The following is a 12,182-nucleotide window of genomic DNA, read 5'->3' on the forward strand; positions in this document are numbered from 1 at the left end:
AACATCCTGTTGACAAAACGCCAAGTAACCGTCACAGTGTTATGGACAAATTATGATTCTATCAATGGAAGAAGTACGGGCTGGTCTTGATGGGTTGACTCTCGTATCCAAAATTACTGGGCAAGATGTTGACTCCCAAAGTCCAAATTCTACAGTCCTATTTTTGGCAGCATTGATTACAGTTTTGTCCGGGGTGGTTGCGATCGATCGATCGATTACCGATGATGAAGAACAGCATCTCAAAACCTTGTTGAATGCCTTTATTCCTCCAGGGAGTAGTATTCATCCTTTGATGCAAAAAATTATTGAAGGGGTTGAGGAGTATCAAATGTATCTCAACCCCCAGTATCTCTCTGCCTTAGCTGCCCCTCTATCTGTGTCAGAGCGGCTATTGATGCTGAGCCTGGGATATGAGACTGCTGCTGCCGATGGTGAGGTTGATATGCGGGAGCGGTTGTACTTACAGGCGATCGCCCATCGGCTTGAGGTTCCAGTTCACCACATTGAGGTGTTAGAAGCGGGTTTTGTACATCACGATCCCTCTGACTCAGAGGCGTTGGAAGAGGTCAAAGCTCTCCTCAATCCATCACTGTTTGAATCTCTGGATATTGTGTGCGTCAATTTCGCTAAGAGTGTCCTTGCCGTCTTGTCGCCCGAATAGAAGAAAAACCTGAATGGTAATGTTGGGTGAGTTGCTTAGCAACTCACCCAACATTACTTAAATCTCTTCTTTGTTATGCAGATTGACTGGCAGGTTGCAAAAACCTACGAAGACATCCTTTACCACAAAGCTGATGGCATTGCCAAAATCACGATTAATCGTCCCCACAAGCGCAACGCCTTTCGCCCTAAAACCATTGTTGAACTCTACGACGCATTCACTAACGCCAGAGAAGACACCCGCATTGGTGTTGTATTGCTGACAGGTGCAGGCCCGCACACCGACGGCAAATATGCCTTTTGTGCCGGGGGCGATCAGAGTGTCCGGGGACAGGCAGGCTATGTGGATGAGAGCGGTGTGCCCCGACTCAATGTGCTGGATTTGCAACGGTTAATTCGCTCGATGCCTAAAGTGGTGATTGCGCTGGTGGCAGGCTATGCGATCGGGGGTGGACATGTGCTGCATATCGTCTGTGACCTGACGATCGCCGCTGATAATGCTATTTTTGGGCAGACAGGCCCCAAAGTTGGCAGTTTTGACGGTGGGTTTGGTGCCAGCTATCTCGCTCGCATCGTTGGACAAAAAAAGGCGAGAGAGATCTGGTATCTCTGCCGCCAATATGACGCCCAACAAGCGTTAGACATGGGCTTGGTGAATTGTGTCGTGCCTGTTAACCAACTTGAAGCTGAGGGCATCCAGTGGGCAAGTGAAATCCTGGAGAAAAGCCCGATCGCCATTCGTTGTCTCAAAGCGGCATTTAACGCCGATTGTGACGGTCAAGCCGGATTGCAAGAACTGGCGGGCAACGCCACGTTGCTCTATTACATGACGGAAGAAGGAGCCGAAGGCAAACAAGCCTTTTTAGAAAAGCGCAAGCCCGACTTCCGGCAATATCCCTGGCTGCCGTGAGAGAAGGCTGAAGGATGAACGATAAAGGATAAAAGGCAAATCCCCGACTTCCTGGTAAGGCTGTCAACTTGACTGACCTTCCATAGAAGTGAAGGTCTAACGGTTCATCCTTTATCCTTCATCCTTTATCCTTTCCCCCATCAGTCGATGTTGATCGAGGTGGGCCCAGAACTGGATGTGCTCGACGATGGCATGGTGGATGAGGCTTTGCGGTAATCAGCATAGAGGCGATCGCGCCAGGTGAAGAATGGCTCAAACATCCCTACATCCGCGATACCGGGAGTGCCTTTGCCTTTTAAGCCTGCTGGCAGGTCGAGGTAGGGTCCCTCAGGAAATTTGACATACATTGTCATCGCGGCAACTGAAAAGTCTGCCAGCGTGGGCTGGTCTGTTACCAGATAGGGTTGCTCTTGCAGGATGAAGCACAGCGAGGCAAGGTCATGTTTCATCGTATCTTGGGCTGATTTGGTTGGATCAGGCAGCCCAATCCCTAAACCGGCTAGAAAGTCAGTTCCTACCAAATTTCGCAAGAAATCAGGGGTGTTGCTGGGCAAAACTGACTTGCGGAGATCGGCATTCCGCCCGATCGCACTCAGCAAACACTGACGAGCATTGATCCCGATTGACTCATCCGCCCACTGCTCCATGATCAGGGTTAGCCCTCGCAGCTTGGGATCAGACGGAATGATGGGTTTGTCGGGATAGGTTTTGTCCAGATATTCAGCGATCGCCGTTGAGTCAGCAATCACCGTTGCCCCATCCTTCAACACAGGCACTTGCCGCTGTCCTGACATGCGATATACATCTAACTGTCCAATGCCAGGGGTGACTTCAATCTTGCGATAGGGCAGTTCTTTGTAATCCAAAATGAACCGCACCTTTTCGCAGTAGTGTGACAGTTCAAACTGATAAAGCTCCAACATGATGACCTCAATGATGTGGATCAGCGACTTGCAAGTAGGCAATATAAAACTTCGCTACTTGAACAATAGCCAACTCTGGTTAAATTTCATCTGTCTAAGCTATGAAATTCAGCCAATGTGAATAGTGGTGTCAATAGTCAATGGTTAATCGTCAATAGTCAATGGTTAATCGTCAATAGTTAATGGTTAATCGTCAATAGTCAATGGTTAATCGTCAATAGTTAATGGTTGATGGGCAATGACCCGATGGGCAAATTTTCCCCAGATCTCCAGTTTCTGTGATGGAAATTAGCCCCCTTTGAGGTCGCTCAACAAGAAATCGGGGATCTGATGCGATGAACAACTCACTATTGACCATTGACTAAATTACTATTGACCATTGACCAACTTTCACGATCGCTGATAACGCAATGCCTCAACTGATTGAGCCGTGAGAAACAACCCCAGCACAACATAGCTCAAGAGCAGGGCAACACTGCCTGTGTCCAAGACGCCCTGCACCAGGTTGGTGTAGTGCTTGAGCAGCGATAGATGCGCCAGTGCCTCACCCACAGGTCCACTGAGGGCATTGGCGATCACATCAACCACCCACAAGAACAGCATTAGTCCAAAGGTCAGAATCGCTGCCAGGATTGTGCTATCAGTCAACGACGAGACAAACATTCCCAGAGACAGCACTGCTGCTGCCATCAAAACCAACCCCGCATGACCCAGCAGCATCACTGTCATTTGAATGGGGGGATCAGAGGCAGACAGAGCGATCGCCTCGTACACCATCAAGGGGATCACCATCGTGACAAAAAAGGTCAAGACCCCCAGCAGTTTGCCCACTGCCACCACCCAGTTGGTGACAGGTGAAGTCGCGAGCAGTTCCAACGTGCCACGCTTGCGCTCTTCGGAGTACAACCCCATCGACAGCATCGGCAACATAAACAGCGTAAAGGAGCCAATCACGCCCAAATACACGCTGAGGAACTGATAGGGCACATCAATCGGAGGATCGGTGATCCCCAGTTGGTCACGGGTAGCAACCTGAGCAATCACGCCATCGGGACCCAGCAGAATGGCGACAAAGAAAAATCCGCTCAACAGCCAAAACACGCCTGCGATCACGTAGGCAAAGGGCGATGCAAAATAGCTTTGCAGTTCCTTGCGATAAATCGCCACGATGTTTGCCAGAATGACTTTCATCTATGCTGCCTCTCCGTCTGATGGTTCTTCGTCCAGTTCTAATTCCGCAGGCTCTGCAAATTCTGAAGATGTCGTTGCCACAACTTTTTCTTCGGTCGTAAGCTGCAAAAAGACATCCTCTAAGCTGACCTGAGTGCGCCGCATTTCATACAGACCTAACCCTGCACCAACGACGATCGCCGCGATATCTCGACCAGGGTCAGATCCCGGAGCCAACTCCATTGTGATTTTGTATCGGCTCGTGACATCCTCTTCGGTTAACGGGGTTGTTTTGAGCGATTGCATTCCCGGCAGATTGTGGAGCCGTTCCTGCACAGTGTCCACATGTCCCTCAACCTCTAGCTCATAGCGCAAACCACCCGCTAACTGAGCCACCAACTGGTCGGGCGTATTCGTCGCAACCACCCGACCCTGATTGATGATCGTGACACGGTTACAGGTCATACTGACCTCCGGCAAAATGTGCGTCGAGAGAATGATCGTGTGATCGCCTGCCAGACTTTTAATCAGATTACGAACATCAATAATTTGTCGGGGATCAAGACCCACCGTCGGTTCATCCAAAATAATCGCTGGGGGATCGTGGACGATCGCCTGAGCAATACCCACCCGTTGCCGAAATCCCTTCGACAACTTACGAATCAACACATGCCGCTTCTCTTCCAGGTTGCAGCGGCTCAATGCGGACTGCACTCGATTAGGGCGATCGCCTGCCGACACTCCCTTGATGCGAGCCACAAAGTGCAAAAACCCTTCAACTGTCATCTCTGGATACAACGGGGGAGTTTCCGGGAGATAGCCAATTCGTTGCCGCACTGCCATCGAATTCTCATGCACATCAAATCCCGCAATCCGGGCAGTCCCCTGAGTTGCAGGCAGATAGCCCGTCAGAATCCGCATAGTGGTTGTCTTTCCGGCTCCATTAGGTCCCAAAAAGCCCAAAATCTCCCCTTTTTCCACCGAGAAATTGACATCCTCAATGGCGGTTGTGGAGCCATAAATTTTGCTGAGGTGCTCGACTTCAATCATGATTCTCCTCAACGTCCCTTCATCTCATGAAGATAGCGCATAGCCACCGTAGCACAGAGAGGGGGAGTAGGGAGAGTGGGAGGGTATAGGGATTAGGAGAGTAAAGGAGTGGGGAAGTAGGAGTGGGAGCATGAGAGAGCGAGAGAGTGAGAATCATGGTATTGACTGTTAACCATTGACCATTAACTATTAACTGTTGACCACTAACCATTGACCACTGACCACTGACCATTGACCACTGACCATTGACCACTGACCATTGACCACTAACCATTAACCATTCATTATTGACCATTAACCATTGACCACTGCCCTGACCAGGTTTGCCGAACCGACGTAGGCGGTTTTGCTCCTATAGCTTCTTCATCCTCAGTCCTTCAGCTTTTCTCCTTGCGATATGCTGGAGATTCAGTGTCTTTATTACCCGATGACCCCTTATGCACGTTGAGTTTCGAGAGTGCGACTTCTTTGACCTCTGGATCTGGCTAGAGTTCAGCACTGTGCCGTCACCGATGGAGCGTCAATATATTGAGGAAGTGTTTGACTCCTGGTTCTTCCTGGGTAAGCTGGGGTCATTTAATGCTGAAAACCTTCAGGTGCAGGAGACTGGCTTAGATATCAGCTACCTCACCTACGATGACACCGCAGCAGACAATAGTATGCTGTCATTGATGCACAACATGGGTGAAATCGAGTTTGAAGGCAACTGGGCACGCTGTTGGTTTGACCTGGGCACCTGTGATGCGATCGCCCTGGATATGCTGATCAATGCCTTCAAACAACTCAGCAAAGAGTATGTCAGCATCGAGCGGCTCATTATCGGTGGTCAAAATGACGATTGGCAAACGCCCGCCAGTCGGCAATCTGCCTACGCTGACCAAAATTAATTCTGTGAATGATCTCCACTCCTATGCCCTATCCCCCCAAAATTCGTGTATTGACTCTCGGTTTGATTCAAGATGGCGATCGCTTATTCCTCTCAGAAGGGTATGACCCCACTAAGCAGACGACATTTTATCGAGCGTTGGGCGGGGGTGTAGATTTTGGAGAAACCAGCCTGAAGGCGTTGCAGCGGGAATTTCAAGAAGAGATCCAGGCAGAGCTAACCAATATTCATTATTTGGGTTGCCTCGAAAATCTATTTGAATTTGATGGCGCGCCGGGGCACGAGTTAATCCAACTCTACCGTTGCGATTTTGCCGATTCTAAATTTTATCAGTCAGAGCGGTTTGTGTTTCAGGAGGGCGATCGCTCCAAAATAGCTCTTTGGGTTGATATCCAGCGTTTCAAGTCCAGGGAACTGCGCCTCGTGCCTGAAGGATTTCTGAGCTACGTTAACGTCAATTTGGGTTAGAGCCGGACGAATGAATTCGCGGCTATCCGATCGAAGTCCGCCGACGCAGACTGAGGTTTTGAACCTGCGTAGGCAGGTTTTGTTCTGGTAGCTGCGATTTTAACCACCACTCCCCTAACCGTCAGATGCACCCCGCCCATACAGGTTGCGGATCTATTCAATCCGCAATCCTAAGGAAAAAACCCAGCAGTTCTGCTGGGTAAATTGGGGTGTCCTATCTTCAAAAAATTGTTAATGCCTTGTGTGCTTAACAGCGAAGTGCAAAAAGCTTTTAAGCAGCGGCTTTAATGACCATCCATCGTCCAGTTTCAGGATCGCGATAGGTCGTAAAAGGGTTTTGTCGTAGTTGCCGGGTCTTAGCTTGTTTGGCTTCAACCTCAGAATTGGCAGTATGAATCATTCTTTCGGTAAGTTTATCGGCAACTTTGGTATCGACCACCATACATGCACCCTCACACTTTGGTATAATCTTTTACAAAACTTACATCTCTCCTTACGGAATTATTTTAGATGGAGTTGTAGTTTAAGGGGGATAGTGGTGTGACCCCTCGTTTGCCGATCTAGACGCTCCCGATCTGAGCGACTCAGACTTTAAGGGTCTTGATGCCAGGTGCTCTGCTGCATGACTTGACTTGAGCCGATGCCGTCTAAGCTTGCGCTGTTGCATCCGTTGCTGTAGTAACGAAACCAGCGGCACCCCAATTAAGTAGCTGATGGTCGCCGCGACTAGCCCGACGACAAAACAACCCATGAGATAGCTTGTAATCATCTCACTACCCAACGCTAGAAATGCATCGGGCGATCGCAAGTCACTGGGCAACTCGCTCCACTCTCGACCTAGCACCGCTTGACCCACATGCAGATTCAGGGCTGTAAAGGGCAGAGTAGTCACCGGGTTAGTCAACCAGGTGCCTGCTGCGGCGGCTAACTTATTACTGCGAAACAACGCTGCTGTGAGGATGGCAGTTGCCATCTGCAACCCTGGTAAGGGAAACATGCCCCAAAACACCCCAAACGCAAAACCACGGGAAATTTCGTTGGGAGTCGCTCTCAAGCGAAGGAACCGCAACCAGAGATAGTTCAGCCCTCGTTTCCACTTCGCTTGACTTGTTTTCATCGACCTGCCCATAGGCTTGCCGATCCGCCGTCTAAAAGACTCTGAATTTGCCACAACCGCTTCATTTTGTCTGGTTCATCTACGTTATACGGTTATAACAAACCTACATTAAGAGATTGCTCCCCCTTACGTTAATGAATTTGACTGATAGCGATCGCCAGATGATTCGGTCTGTCATCACCCAACAACTCGAAGCCTTTCAACAAGATGACTCAGTAGGTGCATTTGCCTGTGCTAGCCCCGGCATTCAAACACAGTTTGACAACCCTGAGAAATTTATGGCGATGGTCAAGCTCAACTACGAGGCAGTCTATCGTCCCCGCTCCGTCTTGTTTGAGACAATTGCTGAGGTCGAAGGCTATCCTGCCCAAAAAGTGCTCCTGATGACCCCAAACGGAACTCTGCTGAGAGCCGTTTACCTCATGCAACAACAACCTGACGATAGTTGGCGCATTCATGGCTGTCTTCTGATGCCCATGGAGGAGTCATTTGGTTTGTGAGCGATGCGGTTACGCTCGCTGGGGGTATCACTCTTTAAAGTTCCGTCAAGTTCAGGTTTGTTTTCTTCTGTTTGCCCTCGCTGACAGGGTATATTCAACCCCATGCCTATTCCTCATACCCTCAGTCCGTGATGCCCAAACCCCGCTCAACTACTCCGACTCACACCAAAATTTTGGTCGTTCTCAACGGCAAAGGAGGGGTTGGAAAAACTACAACCGCTATTAACCTGGCGGCAACGTTTGCTGAAAAAAATTCAGTCTTGCTCGTCGATGCTGACCCTCAAGGCTCTGCAACCTGGTGGGTAGAGCGCAGTAGCGAGAGGATGGGGTTCGACCTGGCACAGGAAACCGATCCAACTGTTTTAGATCGCCTCCGTACGGTCAAAGACTATACACTAGTGATAGTAGACACACCCCCTGCTTTAGCATCGGATGCGCTAGCCGCAGTAATACCTGCGGCTGACTATCTGGTTCTACCTACCCCCCCTGCCCCAATGGACTTAGCAGCCCTGATTGAAACTGTTAAAGTGGCGGTTATACCCGTGGGCGTTGCCTATCGAGTCCTGCTGACGCGAGTCGATCCGCGCAGTTTGAATGAGGCATTAGAAGCACAAAATACCTTAATGGAATTGGGGATTCCAGCCTGTAATGCCTTTGTACGTGCTTACAAAGCTCACGAACGAGCCGCTCTTGAGGGATTAGCTATTTCACAGTGGCGAGGAAAAAATGCACGGGAGGCGGAAGCAGACTACCGCCGTATCGCAGATGAAATCCAACGGGATTGGAGGACGAAATGACTAAAAAGCGATTGTCAGACTTGCTACGCCAAGAGGCACAAAAATCTTTAGAAGATGAGAAACCTGTAGAACAGGTCACTCCTGAGGCTGCAAAACAACCCACAACGACCAATCGACGCAAAGCACCTCAAACCAAATCGGCAGCTGCCAGTAAAACAACTCAATCGGCAGTTGTTGCCTCTGATCCTGCCTCCGCAGACACCAAACAACAACAGGACAGCTTGATTGCTGAGCTAAAAGAAGCGATCGCCACTCTCCAGACATCCCTCAACACGGCTCAACAGACTGAAGGTGCATTGCGCCAGGAAATTACAGATCTAGAAGCTGCTCTACAACAGCAACGGGAACTCGTTCAGGTCTTAAAGGCAGACCTGAAGCAAGCCGATCAAAATCGGGCTGAGTTAGAAGAAACAAAACACTTGATTGTGACTCTGTCTGACAACAACCTCAAATTGAAGCAGGAGTTAGACACGCTCAAACAAAGCACGACCGCGATCGCTCCTGCTAACTCTGTCCATTTAGAACTCCGCCGAATCCTGGAACACCCTGTGCAAAAGGAACAACCCTCACCCAGCTTCACCGATGCTGAGATTGGCTGGGTAGACTGAAGCGATACTCGGCTATGCAGACACTAACCAAACAAGGTTTGGGTACGTTGCTGGATAGCGGTCAAATTCATGGCTAGCGTGTGGCTCAGGCAGCGTTCTATCAACGCAGTGGGCATCGTCCGGGGAGGCAGGATTTGCACAACGTACTGCAACTCAGTTCCGGGCTGCCCACCAATTAGTTGAGGTTGGAGCAACCAACTGCCCACAAATTCTTTAAAGTCTCCCTCGACCATCCGAAAATCAAGCTGATCCGGGAATTTCTCCACCATGTCGAGGATGACCCGCGCACAAAACTTGAGCTTGAAAAAAGATTGGCTTCCGACCTGTTCTAATCGAATCCCTCCCTGGGGGTGCTCGATCCGTCGGCTCTTTGCCAGATTGGGAATGAAATCGGCTAAATGCTCATAATCGGTCAAGATATTCCAAACCGTCTCAACAGGATGAGGAATCTGGATCGTAGCGATGATCTGTCGTCTGCGCCCATCCAACCGCTCTACCTTGACATTAACGCCCTGAGGAGGCTCAACCGGACATTCACTCTCCAGCAAATCTGCTGAGGTGACATTCATCTCAGCTAGGTTGAGCGCATCAGCGTCAAAGTTCATAGACTCAGAATTCATAGAACGAGTAGGTATGAAATTCAGTTAAGTCAAGGGTGAATCTGGCAATTGGGGCAACGTCATGGTCAAACAAGTCTCCCATAATTCATTGTGCCCCAAGGGGTGACTCGAAATAGCGATCGCCCCACTTAAATGTTCAACCAGTCCTTTGACAAGTGCCAATCCCAATCCGGTCCCTGGTACTGCCTGTTGAGTCACGCCCCTGCCCCGACGAAACTTATCAAAAATATAGGGCATTTCTTCAGGGGTGATCCCCGCTCCAACGTTAGAAAGTGAGAATTGGAGTTGGCTCACCTGTTGCTCAATGCTATGGGTGACGCTGAGCCGGACCTGGCTCCCCACCTCCCCATATTTGCCAGCGTTAGTCAACAATTCAGACAGAATTCGATGGAGGCTATCGGAGTCAGTCCAAAGTTTGAGTGGATAGTCAGGCATCTCAACGTCTAACTTGAGTTGCTTTTTAGCCCATAACTCCTCAAAAGATTGAGTGACACCTTGAATGAGATATCGAATGTCAATCAGTTGAAATTGAGATGCGGTAGAGCCAGCTTCTATTTTTTGTAAAGCTAACAGGTCATTAATCAGATTCGTTTCCTGGAGGCATTGCTGCTCCAGAATATCGAGATATTTCGCTCGTTGTTCGGGTGATAAACCAGCTTGCCGCAACATCCGGATCGCCAGTGTCATGCTAGTTAGGGGGGTTCTCAGTTCATGGCTGATAGTGCTGACAAACTCCTCCATGATCTGATTGAGTCGCCGCAATTGATCGACCTGTTGCCGAGTCTTCTCATACAGCTTTGCTTGTACGTCTAGACTCTTGCGCAGTTGAGCCGTCCGTTCGTCCACGAGCGACTGCACCTGACGCAGAGTCTGGGTTTGAATCATGGCAGTGCTGACCTGAGCCGCTACCAACTTGACAAATCCAATTTCTTGGGGGTTCCAGACCCGCAGATGCTCATGTTGCAGAATCAGGCATCCTAAAATGACACCCTGGCTCTCCAGTGGCATGAGCAGGAGGGAAGGCATCAGCTCAGGATTAAGGATGGCAGCCAGCCCAGAGCTAGATCCCTGAAACGAAGTACTAGCAGGTGGGACAGCCTCAGACATGGTAGCGGGATGTAAGGTTGGCAGCACCATCGAGCTAGAGCCGTTGATCACGATACACTGGTTAATTTCTTCCTCAAGCACCTGAAAAGATGCCTTGAGCCAGGTGCCCATTGAGGCATCCTTAATGGCTATGGTTTCAGCAGTGGGGCGAGATAGTTCTCTCTCTGGAGGAATTATCCCTCTCAAGGTCTGGTTGGACAACTCACAGGTGAGCGGATATTGAGATTCAACCGTCAGTCTGGCCGTGGGAGACTTGGCTTTTGACCATTCTGAGGAGCGATTTTTCAGTAACGGCTCATTGTATTTAAGCAGCAGCACAAACCCTCGCGTCACTTGCATGACATCGACAGTCCCTTTCAGTGCCAGTTGAAAGATTTGATCCAGATTACAAGCACTGCGGCTGGCGATCGCCAACTGATCCAGCAAGGTTTGATAGTGAATCTGTTGTTGAGTGTGCTGCTCTAGCTGCATCTGGGAGATAGAGATTGCTACGCAAGTTGACAGGGTTTTCAGAGACTGCATATCTGACTCCGTCCACGAATGAGGTTGCGATCGCGTAAGTGCAATGATCCCGTTGATATTGCCTTGAAAATTCGTGTGAATTGTCAAGACAGCCCGAATGTTTGTCCGACTGAGTGAAGCATTTACCTGCTTTTCAGACAACTCCAAGGCGACTTCAGGATGGCTGATGTGGAGATCAGGCGTGGCGATCGGTTCTAACAGTCTGTCACCCGATAAAGTTGCCGTATGGCGCGACAGGATGGATAAATCTGTGGGCTGATAAATCCATGTTGTGCTGCTATGGGAATCCCAATAGGTGCTTTGAGGGATGTTGCCCTGTTGATCCAGCGTCCCTATCCAACACTGAGACTGGAAAAAGTCTCCTAATGCATGAGTTAGCTTGAGGAGCCCTTGATGGGCATTTTGACTGGCTTGTAGTTGTTCAAGGCAGGATTGATAGAAGGATTGAAATGTTTCTGCCGTCGTCTGAGGGGAAGAGGGTTTGACGCATGGCCGGTGCAGGGGTGTGACAGAATGGTTTTCTGCAACGGAGAGCGTCTGCCATGATGTTGGATAGTTTGGACGGGAAATCAATTCAACACCTCCCTGAGAGTTTTAGTTTCAGCCGCTGCACTGACACAGTTGATGGAATGGTTAAGGGTCATGGGTTCTCTTAAACTGGGTGTAGTGCAGGGGGCTGACCTTTAACCATCGAATTAAGGATGTTAATTTGATGGCTGAGGTTATGAGATTACGACTTTGCCGGGATTGTAAATTAGATTGTGTCAAAGGTCAGAAATGAGATCTAATGAACTACTAGACCCGAGACACTCGTACTATGACTTTTCGACCTGAACTCCTCGAT

General features: G+C 49.5%; 15 protein-coding genes. 7 read left to right on the forward strand and 8 right to left on the reverse strand.

Annotated features, from left to right (window positions below; genetic code table 11):
• Window positions 1-52 precede the first annotated feature (52 nt).
• A complete protein-coding gene (locus H6G89_RS25655) occupies window positions 53-661 on the forward strand; it encodes a TerB family tellurite resistance protein (protein ID WP_190511893.1) in 609 nt (202 codons plus the stop codon).
• Window positions 662-736: 75 nt separating this feature from the next.
• Window positions 737-1,570: a 1,4-dihydroxy-2-naphthoyl-CoA synthase gene (gene menB, locus H6G89_RS25660; protein WP_190511895.1), complete on the forward strand. Its 834-nt coding sequence runs from the start codon at window positions 737-739 to the stop codon at window positions 1,568-1,570.
• Window positions 1,571-1,710: 140 nt separating this feature from the next.
• On the opposite strand, the gene H6G89_RS25665 is transcribed toward menB, so the two are convergent.
• From H6G89_RS25665 to H6G89_RS25680, 4 genes are all read right to left on the reverse strand, one after another.
• Window positions 1,711-2,535 (reverse strand): glutathione S-transferase family protein, encoded by an 825-nt coding sequence (locus H6G89_RS25665; RefSeq protein WP_309230097.1) that lies wholly within the window; start codon window positions 2,533-2,535, stop codon window positions 1,711-1,713.
• Window positions 2,536-2,883: 348 nt separating this feature from the next.
• Window positions 2,884-3,684, reverse strand: coding sequence for an ABC transporter permease (locus tag H6G89_RS25670; protein ID WP_190511897.1), 801 nt, complete (start codon window positions 3,682-3,684; stop codon window positions 2,884-2,886).
• Window positions 3,685-4,713, reverse strand: a complete 1,029-nt coding sequence (locus H6G89_RS25675) for an ABC transporter ATP-binding protein (protein ID WP_190511899.1) — start codon at window positions 4,711-4,713, stop codon at window positions 3,685-3,687.
• A 19-nt stretch (window positions 4,714-4,732) separates the two neighbouring features.
• Window positions 4,733-5,008 (reverse strand): hypothetical protein, encoded by a 276-nt coding sequence (locus H6G89_RS25680; protein ID WP_190511948.1) that lies wholly within the window; start codon window positions 5,006-5,008, stop codon window positions 4,733-4,735.
• Between the two features lie 142 nt (window positions 5,009-5,150).
• Here H6G89_RS25680 and H6G89_RS25685 point away from each other — a divergent pair, with 142 nt between their 5' ends.
• Together H6G89_RS25685 and H6G89_RS25690 are read left to right on the forward strand one after the other, a co-directional pair.
• Complete coding sequence (locus H6G89_RS25685; protein ID WP_190511901.1) at window positions 5,151-5,600, forward strand: DUF3531 family protein; 450 nt, start codon at window positions 5,151-5,153, stop codon at window positions 5,598-5,600.
• A gap of 23 nt (window positions 5,601-5,623) precedes the next feature.
• Window positions 5,624-6,067, forward strand: a complete 444-nt coding sequence (locus H6G89_RS25690) for an NUDIX hydrolase (RefSeq protein ID WP_190511903.1) — start codon at window positions 5,624-5,626, stop codon at window positions 6,065-6,067.
• A 271-nt stretch (window positions 6,068-6,338) separates the two neighbouring features.
• Here the strand turns inward: H6G89_RS25690 and H6G89_RS25695 are convergent, their stop codons facing one another.
• Together H6G89_RS25695 and H6G89_RS25700 are read right to left on the reverse strand one after the other, a co-directional pair.
• Window positions 6,339-6,509 (reverse strand): hypothetical protein, encoded by a 171-nt coding sequence (locus H6G89_RS25695; RefSeq protein WP_190511950.1) that lies wholly within the window; start codon window positions 6,507-6,509, stop codon window positions 6,339-6,341.
• A gap of 81 nt (window positions 6,510-6,590) precedes the next feature.
• Window positions 6,591-7,184 carry a DUF2062 domain-containing protein gene (locus H6G89_RS25700; RefSeq protein WP_190511905.1) on the reverse strand — a complete coding sequence of 198 codons (594 nt, stop codon included), beginning with the start codon at window positions 7,182-7,184 and terminating at the stop codon, window positions 6,591-6,593.
• A 134-nt stretch (window positions 7,185-7,318) separates the two neighbouring features.
• On the opposite strand from H6G89_RS25700, the gene H6G89_RS25705 reads away from it, so the two are divergent.
• From H6G89_RS25705 to H6G89_RS25715, 3 genes are all read left to right on the forward strand, one after another.
• On the forward strand, window positions 7,319-7,684 hold the full coding sequence (locus H6G89_RS25705) for a DUF4864 domain-containing protein (protein ID WP_190511907.1): 366 nt from the start codon (window positions 7,319-7,321) through the stop codon (window positions 7,682-7,684).
• Between the two features lie 131 nt (window positions 7,685-7,815).
• Complete coding sequence (locus H6G89_RS25710) at window positions 7,816-8,481, forward strand: ParA family protein (protein ID WP_190511909.1); 666 nt, start codon at window positions 7,816-7,818, stop codon at window positions 8,479-8,481.
• Window positions 8,478-9,089, forward strand: a complete 612-nt coding sequence (locus H6G89_RS25715) for a hypothetical protein (protein WP_190511911.1) — start codon at window positions 8,478-8,480, stop codon at window positions 9,087-9,089. Before H6G89_RS25710 ends, H6G89_RS25715 begins: the two co-directional genes overlap by 4 nt.
• Window positions 9,090-9,112: 23 nt before the next feature.
• On the opposite strand, the gene H6G89_RS25720 is transcribed toward H6G89_RS25715, so the two are convergent.
• Window positions 9,113-9,709 (reverse strand): SRPBCC family protein, encoded by a 597-nt coding sequence (locus tag H6G89_RS25720; RefSeq protein ID WP_190511913.1) that lies wholly within the window; start codon window positions 9,707-9,709, stop codon window positions 9,113-9,115.
• A gap of 24 nt (window positions 9,710-9,733) precedes the next feature.
• A complete protein-coding gene (locus tag H6G89_RS25725) occupies window positions 9,734-11,911 on the reverse strand; it encodes a GAF domain-containing sensor histidine kinase (protein WP_190511915.1) in 2,178 nt (725 codons plus the stop codon).
• Window positions 11,912-12,182: the final 271 nt, after the last annotated feature.

It is taken from the genome of Oscillatoria sp. FACHB-1407 (assembly GCF_014697545.1).
In the GTDB taxonomy this organism is placed as follows: domain Bacteria; phylum Cyanobacteriota; class Cyanobacteriia; order Elainellales; family Elainellaceae; genus FACHB-1407.

Bases quoted from the DNA above. Each gene is read 5' to 3' on its own strand.
- H6G89_RS25655 (WP_190511893.1), top strand. From the start codon at position 53: ATGATTCTATCAATGGAAGAAGTACGGGCTGGTCTTGATGGGTTGACT.
- menB (WP_190511895.1), top strand. From the start codon at position 737: ATGCAGATTGACTGGCAGGTTGCAAAAACCTACGAAGACATCCTTTAC.
- H6G89_RS25670 (WP_190511897.1), bottom strand. From the start codon at position 3,684: ATGAAAGTCATTCTGGCAAACATCGTGGCGATTTATCGCAAGGAACTG.
- H6G89_RS25675 (WP_190511899.1), bottom strand. From the start codon at position 4,713: ATGATTGAAGTCGAGCACCTCAGCAAAATTTATGGCTCCACAACCGCC.
- H6G89_RS25680 (WP_190511948.1), bottom strand. From the start codon at position 5,008: ATGGTCAATAATGAATGGTTAATGGTTAGTGGTCAATGGTCAGTGGTC.
- H6G89_RS25685 (WP_190511901.1), top strand. From the start codon at position 5,151: ATGCACGTTGAGTTTCGAGAGTGCGACTTCTTTGACCTCTGGATCTGG.
- H6G89_RS25690 (WP_190511903.1), top strand. From the start codon at position 5,624: ATGCCCTATCCCCCCAAAATTCGTGTATTGACTCTCGGTTTGATTCAA.
- H6G89_RS25695 (WP_190511950.1), bottom strand. From the start codon at position 6,509: ATGGTGGTCGATACCAAAGTTGCCGATAAACTTACCGAAAGAATGATT.
- H6G89_RS25700 (WP_190511905.1), bottom strand. From the start codon at position 7,184: ATGAAAACAAGTCAAGCGAAGTGGAAACGAGGGCTGAACTATCTCTGG.
- H6G89_RS25705 (WP_190511907.1), top strand. From the start codon at position 7,319: ATGAATTTGACTGATAGCGATCGCCAGATGATTCGGTCTGTCATCACC.
- H6G89_RS25710 (WP_190511909.1), top strand. From the start codon at position 7,816: ATGCCCAAACCCCGCTCAACTACTCCGACTCACACCAAAATTTTGGTC.
- H6G89_RS25715 (WP_190511911.1), top strand. From the start codon at position 8,478: ATGACTAAAAAGCGATTGTCAGACTTGCTACGCCAAGAGGCACAAAAA.
- H6G89_RS25720 (WP_190511913.1), bottom strand. From the start codon at position 9,709: ATGAATTCTGAGTCTATGAACTTTGACGCTGATGCGCTCAACCTAGCT.